Raw genomic sequence first — 24,467 nt, forward strand, 5'->3', positions numbered from 1 at the left:
CCTCACCTCCACACTTTAAATTGCACTTTCTCCTGTTTGTCCATCTCTAACTCTATATACTTCTTCGATTGGTAGTATAAATATTTTCCCATCTCCTGGAGTTCCAGTTGAATTTACACTCATTATTGTATCTACAACAGTTTTTACTTCATCATCATTTACTACTAATGTAATAAACCTTTTAGGAATTAGTCTACCTCTTTCAGATAAATTTTCTCCATATGATGATGATTGTATTTCACCAGATTCAACATATGATTCAATTAAAGCCATATCTATAGATTTTTTACCTCTTCCAAGTACTTTTCTGCAAGTAATTGATGGAAATCCAGCTTCTGCAAGGGATTCTTTAGTTTTATTTACTTTATTCAAACGAATAATACACATAACTTCTTTCATAAAGCTATTCCTCCTAATTTAATTTTATAATCCGGATTTTCCACTACTTACAGTGTATGCTTCTTCAACTGGTGCAACAAATATTTTACCATCTCCAAAAGCACCCTTTTCTCCAGTTCTAGAACTTCTCATTATAACTTTTATTACATCATCTTTATCTTCATCTTTTACTGCGATTAAAAGCATTTCTTTTGGAAGTTCATCATAATGAATTTCTCCAACTTTAATTCCCTTTTGCTTACCTCGTCCAAAAACCTCCATTTTTGTAACTTCTGGAAAACCAGCATCTAGTAATTCTGAAAGTACTGTACTAACCCTTTCTGGTCTTATTATCGCACGAATCATATACATATATTTTTCTCTCCTTCTATAAAATATTTTGTTTTTAGATATAGATTTAAACACATTTGGTTTTAAATTATGGTTATTTTAATAATATGTTTTTCTTTATCCTAGATATCCATTAAACCATATTCCATTAATATTTCTTCTAGTCTTTCTTGAGACATTGGTTTTGGAATAACAAACATTTTATTGTCATCTATTGCCTTAGCAAGTGCTCTGTATTCATCTGCTTGATCTGCTTTTGGATCAAATTCTATAACTGTTTGCTTATGAATTTCTGCTCTTTGAACCATATTATCTCTTGGTACAAAGTGAATTAATTGACTTCCAAGTTCTTCTGCGAAAGCTTTTAAAAGATCTAATTCTTTATCAACTTTTCTACTGTTACAAATGATACCACCAAGTCTAACTCCACCTGTTGTTGCATATTTCATAATACCTTTTGATATATTATTAGCTGCATATAATGCCATCATTTCTCCACTTGCAACTATATATATTTCTTGAGCTTTTCCTTCTCTCATTGGCATTGCGAATCCACCACACACAACATCTCCAAGTACATCGTAGAAAACATAATCTAATTCTGGTGTATATGCTCCTAATTGTTCAAGCATTCCTATTGCTGTAATGATTCCACGACCTGCACATCCAACTCCTGGTTCTGGGCCTCCTGATTCAACACACATTATTCCACCGTATCCAGGTTTTAAGATTGCATCTAATTCGATGTCATCTCCTTCTTCTCTTAAAGTATCTAGAACTGTTTTTTGTGCTAATCCTCCAAGTACTAATCTTGTTGAATCTGCTTTAGGATCACACCCTACTATCATTATTTTCTTTCCCATTTCAGCTAATGCTGATGTTAAATTTTGAGTGGTAGTAGATTTTCCTATACCACCTTTTCCATAAATCGCAACTTGTCTCATACTAATTTCCTCCTCTTAATTTAAAATAGATTTTATCCATGTCTAGTTGTTTAACTAAATCAACTGGAGTAAAACTCCAACTGAAAAGTTTCACTTTATATAAGCCCTTTTGGGACATTATAACTTAATTGTATTAATATAACTAAAAAATAGTTTAAAAAAAAGAATCTATTTTGTATAACCGCTAAAGTTATATAAAGTAGACTCCTTCGTCCTTCATTTAATAAAAAAAATCCAAGATTTAACTTCTTCATTGAGTTAAAAACTTAGACTTCATTGCCTTAATTGTAAGTAATTAATTTTTATTTAGTTATTTAAATTACTATATCATAAAATTTTCATCTTGCAAACTCTTTTTCAAATTTTATAATATCTGTAATGAGTTGCTGTTTTTTTTGATTTGTTTTTGTTATTGAAATTATCATATCACAAATAATTAGTATTGCAAGCTCTTTTTCATTTTTCTATGACATTTGCAATGATAACGATACACTTTTATCAATTTGATAACAAAATATCACTTTTACCATAATTCACAAAAAATCACTTATTTAAATCGCCCACAAGTGTAAGTTGCTTTTCTCCAAAACTCCTTACTTCAAACTTATTTTCTTTAATATCATACTCATATTTATTATCTATTATAACTAAATTATCTCTAAATTCTATAGTTAATGATATAGTATCCATAACTTCACTATTAGAATATATCCTTAATTTTTTTGGCGTATGATATATTGTGTCTCCTTCCGAAGTAGTAACTGTTATTGTATTTCTAGAAGTAATAAGTGATTTTATCTTACCATCTTCATAAAACTTAAGAGAATTTTCATCTCCATGAATTCCTATGGCATTAACATCATAGGCCTCTATATCTCCAATAATCGTATTTATAGTAGTTGGTCTAAAAGGTTCACATGATTTAAGTTTGCCACTTTCATATAAGGAAAATCCTATTCTGCCTGTAATCTTATAGTCTTTTAAAGTAAGATTGACTTTTTCCTTAGGCCATAAAGTTATACTCTTCAGCTCACAATTTTCATAAAAATGTAGAGTCATAACTTTAGCTTCAAAAGATGCAAACTCAAAGTTAAATTTATGTGTTTTTGCTAAATTATATTCATCATCTTCAGACCAATATCCAGATAATTTACCATCTAACAAAAACAATCTATTAATTGCTCCCTCTTCATAAAATGTAATTTTTTCAACTTCATACTCTCCCATCTTAGTTTTAATGGAAGTTAGTTCATTTAATGAAATACATTTTATATTTCCACTTTTATAAACTTTTACTGATGGGAATTCCTTTTTCCTTAGATCTGGAAATCCATATGAAGGTATTAGCTTGTACCCTAAAATATCAAGTTCACTTTTTTCTTCTAACTTGTATCCTTCTACTTCTCCAGTAGGATAATATTCAGCGACAAATGTATCATTTAAAATTCCAAATTTTGTTTTTATTATTTCCATAGTTTTATCCTCCTTTTCCTATAAGACTAATTGTATTTTTCTATAGTTACATTATACTCATTTCTTTTAATTTCCTCAACTTTTAATGTTATTTTCCCTTTATCTTTTTCTTTTATAATCCAAGGTGGTACATGGCAACAATGTATTTCTATTTTTTTTACTTCATCCTTCTCTAAAAATGGAATTATCACCTTTTTAGATGACAGTTCTGGTTTGGAAAGTTCTAATTCCATTAAATCTATATAAAAATGTCCTTCTCCAAGTTCTTTTGCAATTTCTTCTTGATTTTCTTCTCTTTCTTCTTCTTCTTTTTCTTTAATTATAATTTCATCTAAAAAGTTTAGTGGATTTCCTTCTAGTTCCCAAACACTAAAATCTTCTGCATAAAATACACTATATGGAATTCCAAAGGCTTTATTTACTATAACAATTTTGCATTCTTCCATTTGTTTTATTAAATTTAAATACTCTTCTCTTATTTCTCTTACTCCTTTTCCATCAATTGATATTTCTACTGATACTTCTTTTTTTGCTTTCCATAAATCTTCTTTTTTTTCAAAAATCTTAACACACTTTGATTCTATAAAAGAACTTATTTCATTTCTTTCATCAAGAAATACTGCTATTTCATTCATAATATCACTCCTCATAAATTTTATTTTTTTGATTGCGCCTAAACAAAAAAGACACAGTAAAATCACTGCGTCTTTGCACCTAAAATATTCTATTAATCTCATATTATATTATTGCCTAAGTTTTAGCAAGTATTTTACCTGTATCTTTTAAATTATATCCTCCTAAAACTTCAATTTCTTTTTTAAATTCTTCACTTTGTATAGTATCTATGATCATTTTGTATATTGGATATTTTAAATCTGATACTTTTATAACTAAGTCATACCTTTCTTCTTGCAGCTTTATAAAATCAATTTCGCTTAACTGAGAAGCTACCTTTTCATTTCCTAATCCAACATCGCCTTCACACCTTGCAATACTTCTTCCTACTGCTGAATGAGATTGTTTTTCTATATTATATCCATTGATTTTTTCTCTATCTATATTATTTAATCTTAATTTTTCATCTAGTAAAATTCTTATTCCAGAACCTTTTTCTCTATTTATCATTGATATATTATGCTTAGTTAAATCTTTCCATGTATTTATTTTATATGGATTTCCTTTAGCTACATAAAAACCAACATTTCTATAAGCTAAATTTATAATTAAACACGCTATTCCTGGAAGCATTTTTCTAACAAAAGCAGTATTATATTCATTAGTATCTCCATCCCATAAATGCGCTGACGAAATAGAAATTTTATCATTGTACAAATCATAAAGACTTTCATAACTTCCAACATTGGATCTTAGTACTCTTACGTCACTAGTTTTTTCTCTAATATTTTCTGCGAGTATATCTAAAATTACATCTTGCCCTGATATTATAATATCATTTTGACTCTCTAATTTCTTTATATTATTTAAGTTTTCTTCTTTATTGGATTCATCTTTCGGTGCCATAAATTTATTATTACTTTTTGTAACCTTTTGATTATTTATATAACTTTCAACATCGGTTTTATCTATTCTTAATTTTTTGCCCACTTTATAACCAGGCAATTCTCCTCTTTTTACTAATTCATACACAGTGTTTTTAGTTATCTTTAATAATTCAGCAACTTCAAGTGCTGTTAAAGATTCTTCAATATCCATAGAACTTCCTCCTTATTGGCATTAGTTAATTCTATCATTTATAAGTAAGAATTTCTAGCAAGTAATACATTTTAAACACATCATTTTGATACAAATCAAATAACAGCTCAATAATCTTGTCTACTATTGTATTTTTGAACTTTATTTATTGTAAATTATTAAAATGTGAATTTAATTCTATTAATAATTTATTTATATTATTATTGCTTATAAAATTCCAGCCTATCCAATTTAGCTTATAATTATTTTCCTCCAGGTACTTTAAATAATCCATTGGATGTGGTAAAGATGCATTTTTACAAATCTCCCTTACTTCTGCACCAATAAAATAATTCACTGCACTTTCTAAATTTTTAGAAATTTCTTTTTGAACTAGCAAGGTAACAGGACTTACAATCGCTCCATCTTTTGGCCATATAATCTTAATGTTTTCATTATTTTTAAGAAGCTTTGCGTAAAAATATGGCATAACACTTATTGTTGGTGAATCTTTCATTCCCTTTCCAGCATTCTTTACCATTTCAGCTGGATGTCCACCATACCCAACAAGTTTACTTAATTTTTTGATTCCATCCATGCCATAATCTTTATATATTGCAAGCAATGTTGTTTCGCAATACTTTCCCTTTTTACCTCTAATAGCAATTTCATTTTTAAAAGGACTATTTAAAAGTTCTTCCCATGAATTAGGTATATCTCTACCTTTCAATTTAGTTAAATCCACAACCATAACTAAATAATTTAATGCCATTATATAATAATTTCCCTCTAAATCACTTAAATCATTTCTCTTTACATCTTCTTCAATTCCTTTAACTTCTTTAAAGTATTTTTCATCTATTGCTTTGGTTCTAAAATCTTTTCTATAAAAACTATTTACTCCAGCACTTATGATAATCTTTGGTAGTTCTTCCTTAAGCGGAATATGTGAAGATTCATCCATCCACATAACTTCATAATTAGCATTACCTTCTAAAAGATATTTAAAATCACATTCATATCCTAAATTATTTATCATATCATCAAATCCAGTTTCTACTGGCACCTTAATAGGACATGGTAATAATCCAAGAACATCATATTCAGACTTATCAATAATATTTTTCATTTTACTCACACTCACAACCCCAATCATAATTGTATTATTATTGCCATGCATAATCTATTTTGATACAAGTGATACTGTTGTATTTAATAATTCGTCTGCTGTTTTATCGTCTATATCTGCTTTATAAAATAGTTTATAATATTTTTTTATTTCTTTTTTCATGTCCATTTTACTATACTCTGGATATAGCACAGTTACTAACCATTTAAGGCCTATTATTCTATTACTTGATGGTGGCGTATCAACCCAGTTATATGGTTCATCTGGAGCACTAAAAACTTTGCCTTCCTTAACCGCACTTATGCCTGACCATTCAGTGCTATTAAACACACCATCTAAATGATTATCATATATTGCTTCAATTATTACATCTGGATTCCAAGTTATAATTTGCTCCATAGATACTTCACTACGTCCTCCTGATGCTTTGAAATCTACAACATTTTTTGCCCCAGCATAATCTAATAATTCTGCATGCCAGTTTCCTATTGAAGCTGTTTCAAGTCCTTTTTCTCCACCTGCATAATAAACTCTCACTTTTTTATCTTCAGGTATTTTAGATGTTATTTCTTTTAATTGATTCATAGTCTCTCTACAATACTCCGCTAATTTATTAGTAATTTCTTTTTCATCTAATAAATCTCCTAAAAATTCATAACTCTTATCTAAATTCTGCAAACTACTATCTACAACTACAACAGGAACACCAATGTCCTTCGATAATTTATCTGCATCTGAAACTGTGTTATTATCTATAGTTCCCATTGATAATATAATTTGAGGATTATAAGATAATAATTGTTCCGTACTTACTGTTCCATTTTTTCCTTGCATTGCTCCTATTACTGGTAATTTTTGATATTTAGGATCTAAATATTTTTTTTCATAATCTCTTAATTCAAAACACCAGCCAAGTAGCTTGTCTAAATTTATATTATGCATCATAACAATAGCTGGTTGTCCTGAACAATATACTTTATTAATTTTGGATGGCACTTCCATTTTTCTTCCTGCCATATCTGTTATACTTTTTACACTTGCTTTTTCTTCTGTAACACCTGTATTTTTTGCTTCCTTGGTATTTGAAGTATTACTCCCACATCCAACAAACAAAGTTGACATAATAATGAACATTAAAAATAATGTACTAATTCTTTTCATTTGAAATCCCCCTTTTTTTCCACTCTTTATAAAAAATCTCTTCAATTTCGCGAACTCTAGTTATTATATTTTTCTCATGAATATAATCCCATCCTAGCCATAACAATTTACCGTGATTTGGAATCCCATTATCTACATTTTTATTTACATGGGGAAAATATTTATTAGCTAGTTCTTGTCCTAAATCCTCACTATAAAGATAATTTATAAGTTTATCTAAAGAGCTTTCTCTATGTTTTTTAATCATTACATAAAGAGGACATAACAGTGCACCTTCTTTTGGCCATATTATTTTTAAATAATCTTTTTTAGGTGTTGCTTTTGCAAAAAAGTATGGCATTATATATATAGCACTTTCACTATCCACATTTCCTCCAGCTGCCTTTGCCATTTTTATTGTTTCCATAGGTGCATTTATATTTCTTGCTAAAGCTTTAATACCTTCTTCTCCAAAATTTTTATAAGTGTGCAAAAGAACCATTTCATTTATGTCCTCTTCCGTGTGCCCAACTGTAATACTTCTTTCATATTTTTTATCAAGAAGTTCTTCCCAGCTTAAAGGAACAGGTCTGTTTTTAAGTTTACGTTCATTTACAACAAATACATATGGAAAGGATGAATAAATATTATAACATCCCTTAGGATCTTTAAGATCTAAACCTTCATATGTAGTATTCAAATCTGTTGCATAATCTAAAGGCTGAAAATATCCTTCATTTACAAATCTTTGTATAAATTCCTCTTCAAAAAATTCAGTAAATCCAGCCCCAGTTATAACACTTGGAAATTTATTAATATCTTTTATCTTATTAACATTGTAATATTCATCTCTTCCACATGAACCCATAGGTACCACTGCTTTTATGTCTTTCAAATCTTCTTTATTTAATTCTAAAAATTTTGTTATTTTTTCTGAAAACACCTCTTTAGCAGGGCAATATATATGTCCTAAAAAATCCAATTTTTCTCTCATTTCATCAGGTACTAATTTTATTTCCGGAAACTTTTTCATTTTTAATCCTCCTCTTGAAAATATTTCTCCATATTCCAATCTATTTTATTTCCGCTTCTTAATGCATTTCTAAGTTGTGACATCTTATTGTCAATTTTCTTCATTATCCTAAGATTATCTCTTTCCTTTGTATTTGTTATAATAACTTTACTCACAGCACCATTTTTTATTATTATTCTCTTATTTCCAAGTAAAGCGAGTATTGGATCATGAGTAGATACAAAAACTATTTTCCCTTCTTTAACAAGTAATTCTAATGCTCTACTTCTATCTACACCTGCATTTTCGATTTCATCAATAAGGACTATTGGAGAAATACTTAAAAATGCCGTATCTGCAATCATTAATGCTCTTGATTGTCCACCACTTAGTTGTGTTATTGGAACATCACTACTAAATTTTTCTCCAGCAAGTTCATTAGCATATTTAACTATTTTCTCCGTAATGTCTTTAAGTTCTCTAACATTTCTACTTTTAGCATGCATTCTTATAAACTCTTCAACAGATACATCCATTACAAAATTCATATTTTGTGAGAGCTGAGCGACTAATTTATTTGCATTTAAATTTTCTCCATTTATTTTTATAATTCTTCCTGTAGGTGTATCCCCTTTGGCCATACACTCTATATCTTCAAGCAATCGACTCTTTCCAGACCCTGTGGGACCAACTATACAAATTACTTCACCTACATTAATTGTTAATTCAATATTTTCTGCGTCTCCATTCTTATCATGTCCGCCAAGTATTGTTATAGATTTAATAATTGTATCCTCTTTTTCAATCATTTCATCATTTTCATCTAAAGAATAACTACTTACAGGACTTGACTTACATTTTATTTCTTGGAAATTAATTTTTTTTGTGTTTCCTGTTTGATAATCTTCTCCTATTATTGTTTCTCCAAGACAATATGAACATAATGCCGATGGCATTGTAAATCTAAGTTTTTTCCCTTCAAGATCTTCTACTTCTTTTGCCTCTTTTATACTCAAACTTAATTCATAAGCTCCTTGACCAGTAAGGCCATTAACATATAGTATTTTTGCTTTTGGATTTGCCGACTTTACCATAAAAGTAAAAACTTCTCTTTCAGCTTGAGATATTATATCTCCTTTTGTAATTACTATTATGTCTGCAAATTTAAGCATTGGACCTATTTTTTTAGGCGTATTTACTCCTGACAGACTATCAATTACGCATACAGCTAAAACATCTTTTATATGAGGTGAGCATCTATTGCAAAGCCCTGCACTTTCACTTATTAATAAATCCAAACCTTTTTCTACACCATATTTAACACAGTCATCAATATTACTAATATAAAAATGATCTGGGCAGAGATTCCCTGATAATCCAACCATAACTTCAACTCCAGCTTTTTTATAAAGCACATCATCATATGTTGTAAGGCAATCAAATTTTATAACTCCAAATTTGCTTTCTGCACTTTTCAAACAATCAATAACTTTTAAAATAACTGCAGTTTTCCCTGATGATGGTGGTCCTGAAAATGTGACAAATTTCAAATTACTCCCCCCTCTATCCTTGGCAATCTTAAACTTTTATTTTAATTTGCCATAGTCTTTTTTATTATTATCCATAATCCTTCTTCATCATCTTTAATATTAAAGTTTTTAATTCCTATTTCCTTTAAAATTCCACTGAAAAATTCTGCATCATTTCCATCAGTAAATGTTTTTCTTCTTTTTGACCAATCTTCTCCATCTATTTCTTTCATTTTTTCATACACTTGTTTTTTTGTTTCTTCATCACCAAAACCACAACCAATATATGCAATCCCATCATTTATTAATACCCTATATATTTCTTCTATACTTTTTTTCTTGTCCTCCCAAAACCATAAAGAACCTCTGCTAATAATCAAATTAATACTCTCATCCTCTATAGGAATATTTTGAACATCTCCTAAAATAGTATTTGAACTTTGCTTAACACCAAGGTCTTCACTTCTTTTCTTAGCAATATGTAAAGCATCACTATTATTATCTAAAAATATTACATCAAGATTAGTTATTTTCATTAAAGCAAAACCTAGATGTCCACCTCCACATCCTATATCTAAACAAACTCCCTTATCAATTTTTGTTTCTCTTTTTATTTGATCAGCTATAAGCGGATATATGGGTAAAAATACATTTTGAGCTATTTCATCAAACTCATTAGCTTTATTCATAATTACATACCTCCCTTAATTAAAACTCTTTTATAGCACACACCATAAACATATTAGAATCCGAACCAAAGTTATTACCATTTCTTTTTTCTTTATCTTGCTCATCAACATATATTTTCTTACTAATTTCAGTATCAATAGTTATTCTATTAATACCATTTTTAATAAGTATATCAACATCCCACTGTGGCCTTACAAAATTAGATATATAAAGTTGTTTTGCAAAATCATTACGTTCAAGTATCAAATCTTCACTCTGCATTGTCCTATTATACGAACTTGGTATCCAATTTTGCATTTCTTTATAGTCCATCCCTTTATCATCAGCTAACTTAAAACCTTGAGCATAATTTGCATCAAAATTCATTATCTTGCCTCCAGACGAAAGAACTCTACACCATTCCTCGTAGGCTTTTTTAGGATCCGGCAAAGTCCATGTAACATTACGTGATATTATAAAATCAAAACTACTGTCATCAAACTTCAAATCCTGTGCATCCATTTGGAGAAACTTTATGTTACTATAACCAAGTTCTTTGGAATTGTTTATAGCATTTTCAATCATATTATGTGAATAATCAATCGCTGTTACATTAAATCCTAAATCAGCTAACAAAAAAGCATAAAATCCTGCTCCAGTACCCACATCCAAAGCACGAAGTTTATCTCCATTTGGAATTAGTTCCCTGATAATGTTTGTCCAAATTTTTCGTTGAGATCCTTCTAAATCTTTAAGTCTGCATTCACTAAATTTGTCAGCTCTTTTTGACCAGTAATTATTTATTTTTTCTTGTATATTCATATCCAGCATCCTCTCATATTTATTTACCTTAATATGTTTCAACTTTATTTATTATGCAGGTGGTTCATCATTAATAATTTTATTAGCTTCTTCTTCTGAAAGATCATAATTTAAAAATGTCTTATAAAAATGTCTAGTTTCTTTGACTATATCTATATTTTGAAATTTGTCAGGATTTATAGTTTTTGCAGCCCATTGAATTTGCAAAGCTTCTTCTGCACTATATCTATCCCAATAAAAAGCTCCATCTGGATTAAAATATACTTTGCTATTTTTAACAGCATTAACATGTTTCCATGCTTCATCCGTTAATAACTCATCTATATTCTTTTTCCCATTGCTTACTTTCATTAAAGTGTTACTACTTAATATGATAATATCTGGATTCCATTGTAATACTTGTTCCATGGATACTTCTTTATTATTTCCACTTACTTCTCCAGCTGCATTTATTCCACCAGCTACATCTATCCATGCATCAATTATTGTTTTGCTTCCATCTACAGTAATTGGTGATAATGATGTTACATGTAGTACTTTAGGCTTTTGTTCTTTTGGTATTTTAGATGTAATACTTGTTATAGAATCAAGTTTATTATCTAAGTATGTTATATATTCATCTGATCTTTTTTTTGCATCATCCCCAAGAATATTTCCTGTAAGTTTGAAACAATCTTTTAAACCATTAAAATCAGTAAAATTTAATTGAACAGTAGGAATACCCAAATCTGATATTTTATTTACATTTTTATCATTTAAAGGTGTAAATACAATATCTGGTTTTGTTTTTATAAGTTCTTCTGTGTTAACACTAGTTGGCTCAAATACTGTTATTGCATTTTTCATTTTAGGATTTACTTTGTACAACCATGGTCTTGCTTTTTCTGTAAGTATCGTTGCGACAATCTTATCCCCTGCTCCTAGCATACATAAAACCTCATTATGAGCTTGCCATGCATCCCCTATCTTTTCTATCTTAAGTGGTACTTCTATTGTTTTTCCAGAAGCATCAGTGATTGTTTGCGTCTGTGGAGCTTTTTCTTCTGTTTTTTTAGGTGAAGTGCTATTACTACATCCAGTTACTAAAAAAATTATTAAGAAACCAATAATTAAAATGAACTTACTACTTCTTTTCATAAATACACATCCTTTATTTTTAATTTTATCTTGACATATTATCAGTCATCTTATAAATAATCTATAATTACATTACTGCATATTAGCAATAATGTTAATTTATCATTGGCACACAAGCTTTAATCTTCTCACCTTTATTATTTATTACACTAGTTATCTTTACATCCACACCGTAAGCCATTTTTAAGTTTACTTCTGTTACTACTTCATCCACAGCTCCAATAGTAAATGTATTATTTTTCTGCATTAAGGCAACTTTAGTACAACATAAGAAAGCATGATCTGGGAAATGCGATGTCATAATAATTCCAAGTCCCTTTTGAGATAATTTATTTATTTCCTTAAGTACCTTTACTTGATTTCCAAAGTCTAAATTTGAAGTAGGCTCATCCATAACAAGTATTTTAGGTTGTTGAGTTAATGCCCTAGCTATTAATACCATTTGTCTTTCACCACCGCTTATTTCAGTGTATATTTTATCCTTTAAATAAGATATATTTAAGGTATCCATTGCTTCCTCTGCAATTTCTTTATCTTTTTTTGAAGGGGATTCAAACATTCCAATATGAGCAGTTCTCCCCATTATAATTACATCAATTACACTAAAAGGAAAAGGCGGAGTATGTGCTTGTGGAACATATCCTATTGCTTCTGCCAATTTCTTCTTTGACCAATTATTAATGTCTTGACCATCAAGCAATATTTTGCCAGTCTGTAGTTTTAAAAAACCAAGTATTGTTTTAAAAAAAGTTGTTTTCCCTACCCCGTTAGGTCCAAGTAAACAAAGTATTTCTCCACTTTCAACACTCATCGATATATCTTTTACTATTGTACTTTTTCCGTAGCCACAAGATACATTTATAATATCTAGCTTCATATCCATCCCCTCTTTCCTTTCAAAAGCATAAATATAAAGAAAGGTGCACCTATAAGTGAAGTTAATATACCAAGAGGTATTTCTATAGAAAATAAACTTCTCGCTATATCGTCAACAATAAGAAGATATGTACTTCCGATTAATATGGACGTTGGAATTAATATTTTATAATTAGGACCTACAAGCATTCTTGCAAAATGAGGTATAATTAACCCCACCCAACCAATCATTCCACTTAGTGATACACATGCAGCTGTCATAAGAGTTGAGCAGAATATAACTATAATTCTAATTTTGAAAGTATCAATCCCTAAAGCCTTAGCTTCTTCTTCTCCAAAAGATAAAACATTTAACTTCCACCTTATTAAATATAAAGGTACTGCTCCTAAAAGAACTGTAATAGTTAGAATTAACACATCTTTTGAATTTATTGATGAAAGCCCACCCATTAACCAAAAAGTTATAGCTGGTAATTTGCTATTTGGATCCGCTACATACTTTGTCATTGATATAAATGATGAAAAAAGTGTCGAAACTACCATTCCTGTAAGCACTAATACTAAAATCGCATTATTATTACGACCAATTATCGTACTAATTATGTAAGTTAGCATTACAGCACCCATTCCAAATATAAATGCAGAAACTTGTATTCCTAAAATATTAAAAGACAATAAAATCGCTATAGAAGCGCCAAAACCTGCACCAGCAGATGCTCCTAATATATCTGGTGATACCATAGGATTTTTAAATAAGCCTTGATAAGTTGCACCAGCTAAAGACAAAGCAGCTCCTATAATCATAGCCGCTAAAACTCTTGGAAGTCTTACATTAAGCAATACAGTTTCTATTGTATCTGGCCAAGTTTTTTGCAATCCAAAAATTTTAGATAAAAAAACATTTGCAAGTTCATCTAAAGGAATTGCATATCTTCCTACAGTAAAAGAAGTAAAAAATACTATAATTGATAAAATAACAAGAATAGTCATAATATGATTTTTAGATTTAAACATTAACAGTGATTTTTTATCTGTTGGATTAATTTTTTCTGATGAATTTTTAATTATTTGCACTAATATCCCCCCCCAATATATTTTTTCTTATTTGAGTACTTTTGAAATTACAGTCTTAAATATAATTTCAACCATGAAAAAAGACCCCAATGATATTTATACATTTCTGTATTCTCCTCATTGAGATCTTATAATAAACTCTTTGAGACAAAACACATCAAAAAGCAACATAACATAACTATATTTTATATATAACAACATTTAGCTATAGTTTGTCAATATGTTTTACAAAGTTTTAATTTATTATATCAATATGTTCTTTTCCATATGTTGCCGAAAAGTATTACATGAGCAGTAGCAATTACCTTATGCATTTCTATAAAAACTTCCACAGTTGCAAATATCATTAAATTATTATAGTGGTAATGTTATTTTTATTACTAATGATATAGCTGAAACTTATAAAGTTTGTGCTCATATAATTGTTTATTAAAATTATGTATCTTTAGAAAAAATGAAAAAAAGAGAATATCTTAAATTAAAATTAAGACATTCTCTTTTATTATGTTATTATTTAAGCCATAATCATAACTGATGTAGCTTTAATTACTGCAGTAGCTTCCGATCCTACTTTTAATCCTAATTCTTTTACAGCCTCCATAGAAATAGTTGAAGAAATAACAATATCTTTAGAAATTTCTATTTTTACCGCTGCATTTACTGCACCTTCTTTTATTTCAATAATTTTACCAACCAATTGATTTCTAGCACTTAATTTCATTATTTTTTCCTCCTAAATTTAAATTTAATCAATACTGATTGTATTTATTGTATAATATAAAAATATTAATGTAAATTATAATTTTACCATTTCATACATTATTCTTTTTAATATACATAGTAATATAATATTTTCCTTTATTTCGGCTTATTATTTTACATTATTATAATAAATGCGATAAATTGTTTACACAGTCATGAATATGTTGCATTTTTTTTTAATTAATGTTACCATAATGAAAATGTTTGTAAAACATAACTAAACATAACTAAACATAACTATTAATTAAAAATTATGAATGGGAGGTTTTATTTATGAAAAAGAAATTTGTATTTTCTACTTTAATAATTTTAATGTTATCTATATTAATGGTTGGTTGTGGGACTCCAAAAGACACGTCGTCTTCACAAAAAGAGAATACCGCAACTAAAGCTACTGAATCTCCAGTAGAACTAAACATATCTGCCGCTGCTAGTTTAAAAGAAGCAATGACAGATATACAAACTGAATTTAAAAAGGTTAAACCAAATGTAACTCTAACTGTTAATTTTGGTGCATCCGGTTCACTTCAACAGCAAATAGAACAAGGAGCTCCTTGTGATATTTTTATTTCAGCTGGTCAAAGTCAAATGAAAGCACTTGAGGACAAATCTTTACTTCTTGAAAATACTAAAAAGGATTTAGTTAAAAATGATTTGGTTTTAGTTGGACCAAAAGATACTACATTAAGTGGTGTTTCAGACTTAACTAGTGATAAAGTTAAAAAGATTGCCGTTGGCGAACCAAAAAGTGTTCCTGCTGGAAAATATGCTGATGAGGTTTTTGAAAAACTTGGGCTTAAAGATGCTGTATCATCAAAGCTAGTTTTTGCTAAGGATGTAAAAGAAGTACTAGCCTGGTCAGCTTCTGGAAATGCTGAAGTTGGATTTGTTTACAAAAGTGATGCGTTAAGTAGTAGTGATGTTAAGATTATTGAGACAATAGCTGATGACAAACACTCACCTATAACATATCCTGTAGGCGTAATTAAAGCTAGTAAAAATCCAGATGTAGCAAAAGCCTTTGAAGATTTCTTATATACTGATACTTGCAAAACAATATTTGAAAAATATGGTTATGGTATCGCATAAGTGATAAGTGAGAGTCCAAATTTTATATTTGGATCCTCGAACTTAGTTAACTCGTGCATACGAGTTAACTTCCTTATACATTTGACTACTCGAACTTACTCAGCGAAGGTCTGTGGCCGAGTTTCCTTTAAGTTTCAATGCAAAATATTAATTTAGGCACATTCAAAAAGTAACAGACCCAATATATTCTGTTTATTTTTTGAATGTGCCTTATGTTATATATTTATTTACAGGTCAGTAATTTTATCTTAAAATAAATTTAAAGGAGGAATTAATATGGATTATGCGCCTTTATGGATTTCTATAAAAACTGCCACTATTTCAACAATAATAACATTCTTTTTAGGTATTACAATATCTTATTGGATGTCAAATTTCAAAGGAAAATCTAAAGGACTTATTGATGGATTATTTACTTTACCTCTAATTCTTCCTCCAACTGTTGTAGGCTTCTTTTTATTACTCCTTTGTGGTAAAAATGGTCCTGTAGGTAAGTTATTAGAACTTTTTAATACTTCTATAATTTTCAGTTGGTCAGCCACAGTACTTGCTGCCATAGTAGTTTCATTCCCAATGATGTATAGAACTACACGTTCTGCTTTTGAGCAAATAGATATTAATATCCTTTCTGCCGCCAGGACTCTTGGTCTTAGTGAATTTAAAATATTTCATAAAATTGCTATTCCCTTAGCCATGCCAGGTATTGTAGGTGGACTTGTTCTATCATTTGCAAGAGCTATGGGTGAATTCGGTGCAACCTTAATGATAGCTGGGAATATTCCAGGAAGAACCCAAACAATGCCTCTTGCTATCTTCTTTGCCGCTGAAGGTGGAGATATGCAAAAAGCAATGCTTTGGGTTATTATAATTGTTACTTTATCCTTATTTCTAATTTTAATATTAAACTATTGGTCAGAAATTCAGCTTAAACTTATGGGAAGGAGGACTAAATAATGTCGTTACATATAAACATAGAAAAACATCTTCCTTCATTTGATTTAAAGGTTGATTTTGAACATAAAAATGGTGTGTTAGGGTTTTTAGGAGCATCTGGTTCCGGTAAAAGTATGAGTTTAAAATGCATTTCTGGTTTAATTACTCCGTCGATTGGAGAAATAATTGTAAATGATAAAATTTTCTTTGATTCAAAAAAAGCTATTAGTTTAAGTCCTCAAAAAAGAAAGATAGGTTACCTATTTCAAAATTATGCGCTGTTTCCTAATATGAATATAATTGATAATATTGAAATAGGTATTTCTGAAATGAAAAAAGAACAAAAAAAATCCTTAAGCAAAGAATATATAGAACGATTTGGTATTGGAGGTCTTGAAAAACATTATCCTTGGCAATTATCTGGTGGGCAGCAACAAAGAGTAGCTTTAGCTAGAGCACTTATAACGTCTCCTGATGTTTTACTTTTAGATGAACCCTTCTCTGCCTTAGATCAACATTTAAGAAATAATTTAGAAAAAGAATTAATGTCTATAGTAAAAGAGTATAGTGGTAATATTATTTTTGTTACTCATGATATAGCTGAAGCTTATAGAGTTTGTGATGATATAATTGTTTATGAAAATGGAGTTTCTTTAGAAAAACGAGAGAAAAAGGATTTATTTAAAGCTCCTAAAACTCTTTCTGAAGCAACTTTAACAGGTTGCAAAAACATATCAAAGGCTAAAAAGACTGGTAAATATACTATTTATGCTGAAAATTGGGGACATGAATATATTGTTAATAATGAAGTTCCTGAAAATGTTCAATATATTTGTATAAGAGCACATGATATAGTAACGCGTGAAAATAATGAAATGATAAACACTTTTCCTTATATAATTGACAATATTATAGAAAATCCCTTTGAATTTACTGTTTACATGAAAAATGATACTAATCCCTTAGCTAATATAATTGAATATAAAGTTGAAAAAAAGAATATGAAATTATCTTTAAAAGATACAGTTTACTTAACTTTTCCCAAAGATAATATTTTCTATTTTTAATAAATCGTATATTATTAGGACCTTGAAATAATTCGAAAAATTCATTTCAAGGTTCTATTTATCAGCCTATTTTCGCTTCAAAATTATCTAAAAATAACTTATGTATTTATTCATGAAGTCTTCTAATTATTTTATATACCACCACATCTTCCATTACTAATGGTGATGTATGTGCAAAAAATATTATTCCATCAGTTGGAGATATAATTTTTTCTATGACTTCACCTTCATAAGGATGAATTATTTCTCCAAGAACATCTCCTCTTTCAACTCCATCTCCTGGATTTTTTAGTCTTCTATATATTCCTCCTGTTGTAGTTTTAACTGATAATAAATCTTCTTCTTGTAGCACACTTGCAATATAACCACTATGACTATTGTATTTTATTACTCCCATTCTAGTTAAAAACCTTAAAACAGCTACTACTGCATGTTTTGCTGATATCTCATCAATTTGATCTGTTGCGTTTGTGTATAATGAAAATGCATTTGTATTCCATAGTTGCCAGTTATAATTTAGTGTTGTTGTATCGAATGGTTTAGGTTTACGAGTAAGTACATATTGAAGTCCAAAAAGATTTGCAAGGCTTGGACTTTGGTATCCAGTCTCCATCATTCTTATATGAGGTATAAAGTCTCCTGGCATATAAAAACTGGTAAACTGAATTCCATATGCGTATTCCTTAACTTGCTCAAAAATGCCACTTGCAATTTTTTCAGTTGTTTCACCATTAATATTTCCTGGAAACATTCTATTTATATCAGTATTATCCATTGTCCAAAATCTTTTTCCTATATTCATAGAATGAGGATTTACACATGGAATTACAAGAATCTCACGATTTTTAGTAATTGCTCCCCTATATTCAAGTTTTGTTAGAGTTTTTATTAATTGAGAACAAGTATACAACTGTTGTATTTCATTGCCTCTAATTGCTCCTACTATACAGGCTGCTTTGTCCCCTTTTCCAAACCTATATCCAGCAATGCGCATATCATCTCTATGAGGTGATTTTAATGTAAATAATATTTCTTTTTTCATTTTATACCTCCAAATACTCTTGCAATAAGAGATCCCTCATAAACTACTGGATATTCTCTTAATGTAAAAATCATTCCATCACAAGGAGATATTACTTTTTCCTCTATTTCACCAGTTAGAGGATTTAAAATTTCTCCAATAGGATTTCCTCTTTTAATTTCATCTAAATTAGCTACACAAGACATAAAAATTCCTGAAGTTTTAGCATTAATAAATTCAACTTCTTTTTCTGTTGATATAATAGGCTCTTTAACGTGTGAAACTTCACCTTTCCATATACCCATTTCTTTCATTAAATTAAATATTCCTTTTATTAATTGATCTCCATATTCTTTTGTTATTTTCATTCCAACACCCATTTCTACAAGTAATGTTGGTATATCTCTATTGTTTAAGTTACATGTTAAAGTTGATTCAAGAACTGTTGATACTGGATGCACCCAAATAAAATCTATATTTAATAATTTTGCATAAGGTACTAATTTTTCTGCTATATGTTCACTAACTCTAACTTGAGGACTTTCTCTCAAAAATATATTGCTAGAATGTAAATCAATACACATATCCGCGCCATCTATATCTTCTATAATCTTTGCTGCAACATGTTCTGCCATAGCACCATTTTCTGAGCCTGGAAATATTCTATTCATGTCCAAATCAAAAGTCGGCATTCCTCTATGTACGGAATCTATTCCAAGTGGATTTAGTGCAGGATATATATCAACTATGCCATTTAAAAGCTCAATATTTTCATTTATTTTTCTAATGAACTCATAACATACATATTGACCTTCAAGTTCATCTCCATGGATGCCTGTTATAACACATATCCTTTTCTCATTTCCTTTTAAATTTGCAGGTTGAATCCTATTTTTCTTTATTATCATCTTTTCATCAACGGCTAGTCCTATAGATACTACTGTCTCTATCATATTGCCCATCATCTCCTTAGCTTATTGCTTTTTCATTAAATTTATCAATATGTTTTTTAAGCTTCAACGCAAAATATATAGTGATTATAATCAATATTTATTTTAAATGTAAAAAAATTATCTTTTACGCAAAAAAATAGGCAAAGAATCTCACTTTCGAGCTTCTTTGCCTTAACTTAATATTACTACTTCAAAATTTTATTGTCAATTGCTTATACTCATATAATCTTTTTCTTTCACTATAGCTTTGTTTATTAAAAATTAGCATCTATATTAGGCTCTACTAAATATAATTTTCTTCTACTTAAATTATATACTTTCACCAATTGCTTCTTCTAATGCATCCATTCCATATTTAACTTGTTCTTCTGTCATAACTAATGGTGGTAAGAAACGAATTACATTGCTTAAAATTCCTGCTCCTAATAGTATAACTCCTTTTTCATAACATTTCTTAATTACTGTTTTTACTAAATCTGCTGCTGGCTCCTTTGATGTTCTGTCTTTTACAAATTCTAATCCTATCATAGAACCTAATCCTCTTACATCACCTATAACATCATATTTTTCTTTCATTTCATTAAGTCTTCCAGTAATGTATCCTCCAAGTTTAAGTGATTTCTCACATAAATCTTCTTTTTCTATTTTTTCAATTACTTTAAGTGCAGCAACACATGCAAGTGGGCTTCCACCATAAGTTCCACCAATTCCACCAATACAAGCTGAATCCATTATTTCTTTTCTGCCAACTACTGCACTTAATGGAACTCCTGCTGCTATTGATTTTGACATGGTTATTATATCTGGTTCAATACCATAATGTTCATGAGCAAACATCTTTCCTGTTCTAGCAAATCCAGCTTGTACCTCATCAACTATAAATACTATACCATTTTTATTACATATTTCTTGCAAGCCTTGCATATATTTTGCAGATGGCACTACAAATCCACCTTCACCTTGTAGTGGTTCAACAATTAAACAAGCTATCATATCTGGAGATATTGTTGTTTTAAGCATGGTTCTTAATTTTTCAAGACATTCGTCTGCATAATCCTCTGGTGAAACTCCTAGTGGTGCTCTATATGAATATGGATAATCAAATTTATAAGTTTCTGGTGCAAATGGTCCAAAACCATTTTTATAAGGTTTATATTTACTTGTTATAGACATAGTCATATTTGTACGTCCATGGAAAGAACCAGTAGCTGAAAGTATTCCTATTTTCTTAGTATAAGTCTTAGCTACTTTTATAGCATTCTCTAAAGCTTCTGCTCCACTATTTGCAAGCATTACTTTTTTTTCATAGTTTCCTACAGTTATTTCTGTAAGTTTCTTAGCAAGTTTTACATATGGCTCATAAGTAGCTACATGAAAACAAGGATGTATATATTTATCTACTTGCTCTTTTATAGCTCCTATTACTTCATCATCACAGTGCCCTACATTTTGAACTCCAATTCCTGCTGCAAAATCAAGAAATACATTTCCATCAACATCCTTAAGAAGCGCTCCCTTAGCTTCTTCTACAGCTATATCTACTGACATAGATACTCCATCTGCTACATACTTCTTTCTTTCTTCTATTAATTCCTTTGACTTTGGTCCTGGTATAGATGTTATTAATTTTACATTTGTTTCTTTAATCATTGTTGAACCCTCCAATTTATATTTATTATTTCTTAATTTAAAATTTAGTTTTTTAAATTTATAAAGAAAAAAAGTCTCCATGCTTCTATGCACAAAAGACTCCATTGTCTACTTATTTATTATTTAAATTCAATTTAGGTAATTTTTGATTGCTTGTTCTAACTCTCCAAACATCTTTGTTTTGTATCTCTTAATATATTTATATAATAGTCCTTTCTAATTTTCTTTTCTATGTCCAAGAACCATAATATTTTTGTTCATGTTGACCAATGAATCTTTTGCTATTTTAACATTTTGCTAATATATAATGCCATTTTCACCTTCATGCATTGTTCAAAATTATGCAAATCACAGTCCAATGCTTCTTCTATTTTTTTTATACGATATTTTAAAGTATTTCTATGCATAAATAATTTTTCCGCTGTACTTGTAAGATTACAATTCTCACTTAAATAAGTCTCTAATATTTGAACTGAAAGAATATCTTTATTTTTATTATTTTCTATAATTGGCCCTAAAATATCTAAATAATAATTCTCTAATACAATTCTATTTTCAATACTAAAAAGGAGTCTATAAATTCCTATTTCTTTATATTTTCTAATTGTATTATTTAATCCTTGGCATTTTCCACTATCTATAGCTAATTGTGCTTCATTTAATGATTGTTTCATCATTTTTAAATCTTCATACGCATTTCCAATACCCACACTTACTGAAAGTCCATTTACACGTTCTATTATCGCTTCCTGTATCTCTTTCAGAGCCTTTTCTAGTCTATTCATAGAATTTTCTTCTGCTCTATAAAAAAATATAATCTCATGCTCATGATCAATAATAGGAACTTTCAACGCATATTTCTCTAATATACCTTGTACTACCTTTCTAAATGTAATTTTAATTTTTGATACACTTATATCATCATCTATTTTTTTTACACTTAGAAATTTTTCAAATTCATCTATGTGTATAACACATATGCAACACTTTCCATCTAGGTTATATCCAAAATAATTAGCCTTCTGAGTAGCATTTCCTTCTAAGTCTCCATCGCCAAATAATATATTACTTAAAAAATGATTCATAGAATTTTCTTCAATACGTGACAAGATAATAGCATTACTTATTTCCTTAGAAACTTCTACCAATTTTACTTCCCATGGCAATGTAAATAATGGAATTTCTAATTTATCTGCAACTTTAATAGACTCATCTGGAATATTATTTATATATTTACCTACATTTACAATTAGACCAACACCCCTTTTTTCACTAATCCCTTCAATAAGTTTTGTTAATGCAGTGATATTTCCCTTCATCCCAACACCGGTAATAAATACAATTTCTCCACCTTGGAGCCACTTAATACCTTCTAAAGGATCTTCAAAACATTCTGCTACATATATCCACTCTACACATTTTTCTATACCTGATTTCCCACCAACTAATTCTATTCCTTTGAGGGTTTCTAATTTCAATATATCTTTTACCATAATTGACATGATAATCACCTCTTTCTAATTCATATAAACTAATAAATCAATTATGCAATGTATGTTTTTTAATATTAATAAATAAAAATCAGAAGATGATAAGCTATATGTTACAAAGCTTTACTCATCTTCTGACTTTTTAGCATATTGACTTTTATTTTTTTAAATGTGCCTTATATACTTAATATTACTAGTTCTTGTAAAAACTATTTACTCATAAATTCTGACCAGTATTTATCATAAACAACTTCTGTTTCTCCAACATCTTTTACAGAAACAGCCTTTTTCATTGTTTCTTCTGATAAATTAAGCGCTGGATTTTTCTTATATTGTTCGCTTACAACTTTAAGTGCTTCATCATTCGGACAATTATATGGATATACATCAAGATTTTTTGCCATAACCTCTGGTTCTAACATATAGTTAATGAATAACTCTGCTTCTTTTTTATGTGCTACCCCTGTAGGAATACACCATTGATTACTTGCTCTTACATAACCAGTATTAATATTTGCAACTGCATATGTGTCTGGTTGTTCATTCATAGCAATTGCTAAATCACCGTTATATATTAAAGCAACACTACATTCGCCATTTAATAAAGATTTTCTTGGAGCATCTCCATCAAATATTTTTACATTTTCTTTCATTTGCTTTAGGAAATCAGTAGCTTCTTTAATTTGATTTTCATCTTTTGTATTTGGATCATATCCTAAAGAGTCTAAAATTAGTGCCATTATTCTTCTAGAAGATGTAATAGAAACCATTGTACCTTTAAGTGCTGGATTCAATAAATCCTTCACAGATTTAATTTCTACAGGACATGTCTTTTTGTTATAGCCAATTACAGTGTATGATGAAAGATATTCAACTGAATACTTTTGCTCTGGATCAAATTCTTGGTTAAGAGCTGATTTATTAAGATTTTTTATATTAGTGATATTATTAAAGTCTAATTCTTGTATATATTTTTGATTTATTAAGTTTTCTACTTGACTATTACCAGCTTGTACAAGGTCATAGTCCTTACCATTACCTGACATTAACTTAGCATTCATTTCATCAGTAGATGTAAAATAACTTACATTAACTTTAATACCATACTTGTCTTCAAATCCTTTTATTGCATCATCTGATACATACTCTGACCAAATAAATAGATTTAATTCCTTTGCATAGCCCCCAGCTGTCTTGTCTTCTTTCTTTCCGCACCCTACAAACGAAACCATTAATAACATAATTGAAACTATTGATAATAACTTTTTCATAATCT

Annotated in this window: 24 protein-coding genes; 3 read left to right on the plus strand and 21 right to left on the minus strand. The window is 29.2% G+C overall.

Features of this window, described 5'->3' with window-relative positions; genetic code table 11:
• Positions 1-15 precede the first annotated feature (15 nt).
• From psyc5s11_RS17770 to psyc5s11_RS17845, 16 genes are all read right to left on the minus strand, one after another.
• Positions 16-399, minus strand: coding sequence for a P-II family nitrogen regulator (locus psyc5s11_RS17770; RefSeq protein WP_224033820.1), 384 nt, complete (start codon positions 397-399; stop codon positions 16-18).
• Positions 400-423: 24 nt separating this feature from the next.
• Positions 424-750 carry a P-II family nitrogen regulator gene (locus psyc5s11_RS17775; protein ID WP_224033821.1) on the minus strand — a complete coding sequence of 109 codons (327 nt, stop codon included), beginning with the start codon at positions 748-750 and terminating at the stop codon, positions 424-426.
• A gap of 101 nt (positions 751-851) precedes the next feature.
• Positions 852-1,673: a nitrogenase iron protein gene (gene nifH / locus psyc5s11_RS17780; RefSeq protein ID WP_224033822.1), complete on the minus strand. Its 822-nt coding sequence runs from the start codon at positions 1,671-1,673 to the stop codon at positions 852-854.
• A gap of 543 nt (positions 1,674-2,216) precedes the next feature.
• Positions 2,217-3,146: a hypothetical protein gene (locus psyc5s11_RS17785; protein ID WP_224033823.1), complete on the minus strand. Its 930-nt coding sequence runs from the start codon at positions 3,144-3,146 to the stop codon at positions 2,217-2,219.
• 26 nt (positions 3,147-3,172) lie between these two features.
• A complete protein-coding gene (locus tag psyc5s11_RS17790) occupies positions 3,173-3,781 on the minus strand; it encodes a Fe-only nitrogenase accessory AnfO family protein (RefSeq protein WP_224033824.1) in 609 nt (202 codons plus the stop codon).
• Between the two features lie 115 nt (positions 3,782-3,896).
• Positions 3,897-4,859 (minus strand): helix-turn-helix transcriptional regulator, encoded by a 963-nt coding sequence (locus tag psyc5s11_RS17795; protein WP_224033825.1) that lies wholly within the window; start codon positions 4,857-4,859, stop codon positions 3,897-3,899.
• Between the two features lie 145 nt (positions 4,860-5,004).
• The gene (locus psyc5s11_RS17800) at positions 5,005-5,967 is read right to left on the minus strand and encodes an ABC transporter substrate-binding protein (protein ID WP_224038219.1); all 963 of its coding nucleotides are present in this window, start codon (positions 5,965-5,967) and stop codon (positions 5,005-5,007) included.
• Between the two features lie 54 nt (positions 5,968-6,021).
• The gene (locus psyc5s11_RS17805; protein WP_224033826.1) at positions 6,022-7,128 is read right to left on the minus strand and encodes an ABC transporter substrate-binding protein; all 1,107 of its coding nucleotides are present in this window, start codon (positions 7,126-7,128) and stop codon (positions 6,022-6,024) included.
• Entirely contained in the window at positions 7,115-8,140 is a 1,026-nt protein-coding gene (locus psyc5s11_RS17810) for an ABC transporter substrate-binding protein (protein WP_224033827.1), read from the minus strand. Before psyc5s11_RS17810 ends, psyc5s11_RS17805 begins: the two co-directional genes overlap by 14 nt.
• Positions 8,141-8,142: 2 nt before the next feature.
• The gene (locus psyc5s11_RS17815) at positions 8,143-9,669 is read right to left on the minus strand and encodes an ATP-binding cassette domain-containing protein (RefSeq protein ID WP_224033828.1); all 1,527 of its coding nucleotides are present in this window, start codon (positions 9,667-9,669) and stop codon (positions 8,143-8,145) included.
• Between the two features lie 41 nt (positions 9,670-9,710).
• Complete coding sequence (locus psyc5s11_RS17820; RefSeq protein ID WP_224033829.1) at positions 9,711-10,337, minus strand: class I SAM-dependent methyltransferase; 627 nt, start codon at positions 10,335-10,337, stop codon at positions 9,711-9,713.
• A 19-nt stretch (positions 10,338-10,356) separates the two neighbouring features.
• Positions 10,357-11,139 carry a class I SAM-dependent methyltransferase gene (locus psyc5s11_RS17825; protein WP_224033830.1) on the minus strand — a complete coding sequence of 261 codons (783 nt, stop codon included), beginning with the start codon at positions 11,137-11,139 and terminating at the stop codon, positions 10,357-10,359.
• A gap of 51 nt (positions 11,140-11,190) precedes the next feature.
• On the minus strand, positions 11,191-12,276 hold the full coding sequence (locus psyc5s11_RS17830; protein ID WP_224033831.1) for an ABC transporter substrate-binding protein: 1,086 nt from the start codon (positions 12,274-12,276) through the stop codon (positions 11,191-11,193).
• A gap of 94 nt (positions 12,277-12,370) precedes the next feature.
• On the minus strand, positions 12,371-13,153 hold the full coding sequence (locus psyc5s11_RS17835) for an ABC transporter ATP-binding protein (protein ID WP_224033832.1): 783 nt from the start codon (positions 13,151-13,153) through the stop codon (positions 12,371-12,373).
• The gene (locus psyc5s11_RS17840) at positions 13,150-14,166 is read right to left on the minus strand and encodes a FecCD family ABC transporter permease (protein ID WP_224038220.1); all 1,017 of its coding nucleotides are present in this window, start codon (positions 14,164-14,166) and stop codon (positions 13,150-13,152) included. The genes psyc5s11_RS17835 and psyc5s11_RS17840 overlap by 4 nt, the downstream gene beginning before the upstream one ends.
• A 574-nt stretch (positions 14,167-14,740) precedes the next feature.
• Positions 14,741-14,947, minus strand: coding sequence for a TOBE domain-containing protein (locus psyc5s11_RS17845; protein ID WP_224033833.1), 207 nt, complete (start codon positions 14,945-14,947; stop codon positions 14,741-14,743).
• A 314-nt stretch (positions 14,948-15,261) separates the two neighbouring features.
• On the opposite strand from psyc5s11_RS17845, the gene modA reads away from it, so the two are divergent.
• From modA to psyc5s11_RS17860, 3 genes are all read left to right on the plus strand, one after another.
• Entirely contained in the window at positions 15,262-16,077 is an 816-nt protein-coding gene (modA, locus tag psyc5s11_RS17850) for a molybdate ABC transporter substrate-binding protein (protein WP_224033834.1), read from the plus strand.
• A 276-nt stretch (positions 16,078-16,353) separates the two neighbouring features.
• Complete coding sequence (gene modB, locus psyc5s11_RS17855; protein ID WP_375541962.1) at positions 16,354-17,031, plus strand: molybdate ABC transporter permease subunit; 678 nt, start codon at positions 16,354-16,356, stop codon at positions 17,029-17,031.
• The gene (locus psyc5s11_RS17860; protein ID WP_224033835.1) at positions 17,031-18,077 is read left to right on the plus strand and encodes a sulfate/molybdate ABC transporter ATP-binding protein; all 1,047 of its coding nucleotides are present in this window, start codon (positions 17,031-17,033) and stop codon (positions 18,075-18,077) included. The genes modB and psyc5s11_RS17860 overlap by 1 nt, the downstream gene beginning before the upstream one ends.
• A 106-nt stretch (positions 18,078-18,183) precedes the next feature.
• Here psyc5s11_RS17860 and psyc5s11_RS17865 read toward each other — a convergent pair whose 3' ends face one another.
• The 5 genes from psyc5s11_RS17865 to psyc5s11_RS17885 all read right to left on the minus strand — a co-directional run bounded on the left by psyc5s11_RS17865 (position 18,184) and on the right by psyc5s11_RS17885 (position 24,462).
• A complete protein-coding gene (locus tag psyc5s11_RS17865; RefSeq protein WP_224033836.1) occupies positions 18,184-19,119 on the minus strand; it encodes a M14 family metallopeptidase in 936 nt (311 codons plus the stop codon).
• Positions 19,116-20,051 carry a M14 family metallopeptidase gene (locus psyc5s11_RS17870; protein ID WP_224033837.1) on the minus strand — a complete coding sequence of 312 codons (936 nt, stop codon included), beginning with the start codon at positions 20,049-20,051 and terminating at the stop codon, positions 19,116-19,118. The genes psyc5s11_RS17865 and psyc5s11_RS17870 overlap by 4 nt, the downstream gene beginning before the upstream one ends.
• Positions 20,052-20,360: 309 nt before the next feature.
• The gene (gene gabT / locus psyc5s11_RS17875; RefSeq protein WP_224033838.1) at positions 20,361-21,701 is read right to left on the minus strand and encodes a 4-aminobutyrate--2-oxoglutarate transaminase; all 1,341 of its coding nucleotides are present in this window, start codon (positions 21,699-21,701) and stop codon (positions 20,361-20,363) included.
• Positions 21,702-21,982: 281 nt separating this feature from the next.
• On the minus strand, positions 21,983-23,203 hold the full coding sequence (locus psyc5s11_RS17880; protein WP_224033839.1) for a PucR family transcriptional regulator: 1,221 nt from the start codon (positions 23,201-23,203) through the stop codon (positions 21,983-21,985).
• A gap of 197 nt (positions 23,204-23,400) precedes the next feature.
• Positions 23,401-24,462 carry a polyamine ABC transporter substrate-binding protein gene (locus tag psyc5s11_RS17885; RefSeq protein WP_224033840.1) on the minus strand — a complete coding sequence of 354 codons (1,062 nt, stop codon included), beginning with the start codon at positions 24,460-24,462 and terminating at the stop codon, positions 23,401-23,403.
• Positions 24,463-24,467: the final 5 nt, after the last annotated feature.

This window comes from Clostridium gelidum (genome assembly GCF_019977655.1).
In the GTDB taxonomy this organism is placed as follows: Bacteria; Bacillota; Clostridia; order Clostridiales; family Clostridiaceae; genus Clostridium; species Clostridium gelidum.

Coding starts and splice junctions, on each gene's coding strand:
- psyc5s11_RS17770 (WP_224033820.1), bottom strand. CDS start 399: ATGAAAGAAGTTATGTGTATTATTCGTTTGAATAAAGTAAATAAAACT.
- psyc5s11_RS17775 (WP_224033821.1), bottom strand. CDS start 750: ATGTATATGATTCGTGCGATAATAAGACCAGAAAGGGTTAGTACAGTA.
- nifH (WP_224033822.1), bottom strand. CDS start 1,673: ATGAGACAAGTTGCGATTTATGGAAAAGGTGGTATAGGAAAATCTACT.
- psyc5s11_RS17785 (WP_224033823.1), bottom strand. CDS start 3,146: ATGGAAATAATAAAAACAAAATTTGGAATTTTAAATGATACATTTGTC.
- psyc5s11_RS17790 (WP_224033824.1), bottom strand. CDS start 3,781: ATGAATGAAATAGCAGTATTTCTTGATGAAAGAAATGAAATAAGTTCT.
- psyc5s11_RS17795 (WP_224033825.1), bottom strand. CDS start 4,859: ATGGATATTGAAGAATCTTTAACAGCACTTGAAGTTGCTGAATTATTA.
- psyc5s11_RS17800 (WP_224038219.1), bottom strand. CDS start 5,967: ATGAAAAATATTATTGATAAGTCTGAATATGATGTTCTTGGATTATTA.
- psyc5s11_RS17805 (WP_224033826.1), bottom strand. CDS start 7,128: ATGAAAAGAATTAGTACATTATTTTTAATGTTCATTATTATGTCAACT.
- psyc5s11_RS17810 (WP_224033827.1), bottom strand. CDS start 8,140: ATGAAAAAGTTTCCGGAAATAAAATTAGTACCTGATGAAATGAGAGAA.
- psyc5s11_RS17820 (WP_224033829.1), bottom strand. CDS start 10,337: ATGAATAAAGCTAATGAGTTTGATGAAATAGCTCAAAATGTATTTTTA.
- psyc5s11_RS17825 (WP_224033830.1), bottom strand. CDS start 11,139: ATGAATATACAAGAAAAAATAAATAATTACTGGTCAAAAAGAGCTGAC.
- psyc5s11_RS17830 (WP_224033831.1), bottom strand. CDS start 12,276: ATGAAAAGAAGTAGTAAGTTCATTTTAATTATTGGTTTCTTAATAATT.
- psyc5s11_RS17835 (WP_224033832.1), bottom strand. CDS start 13,153: ATGAAGCTAGATATTATAAATGTATCTTGTGGCTACGGAAAAAGTACA.
- psyc5s11_RS17840 (WP_224038220.1), bottom strand. CDS start 14,166: ATGTTTAAATCTAAAAATCATATTATGACTATTCTTGTTATTTTATCA.
- psyc5s11_RS17845 (WP_224033833.1), bottom strand. CDS start 14,947: ATGAAATTAAGTGCTAGAAATCAATTGGTTGGTAAAATTATTGAAATA.
- modA (WP_224033834.1), top strand. CDS start 15,262: ATGAAAAAGAAATTTGTATTTTCTACTTTAATAATTTTAATGTTATCT.
- modB (WP_375541962.1), top strand. CDS start 16,354: ATGGATTATGCGCCTTTATGGATTTCTATAAAAACTGCCACTATTTCA.
- psyc5s11_RS17860 (WP_224033835.1), top strand. CDS start 17,031: ATGTCGTTACATATAAACATAGAAAAACATCTTCCTTCATTTGATTTA.
- psyc5s11_RS17865 (WP_224033836.1), bottom strand. CDS start 19,119: ATGAAAAAAGAAATATTATTTACATTAAAATCACCTCATAGAGATGAT.
- psyc5s11_RS17870 (WP_224033837.1), bottom strand. CDS start 20,051: ATGATAGAGACAGTAGTATCTATAGGACTAGCCGTTGATGAAAAGATG.
- gabT (WP_224033838.1), bottom strand. CDS start 21,701: ATGATTAAAGAAACAAATGTAAAATTAATAACATCTATACCAGGACCA.
- psyc5s11_RS17880 (WP_224033839.1), bottom strand. CDS start 23,203: ATGTCAATTATGGTAAAAGATATATTGAAATTAGAAACCCTCAAAGGA.
- psyc5s11_RS17885 (WP_224033840.1), bottom strand. CDS start 24,462: ATGAAAAAGTTATTATCAATAGTTTCAATTATGTTATTAATGGTTTCG.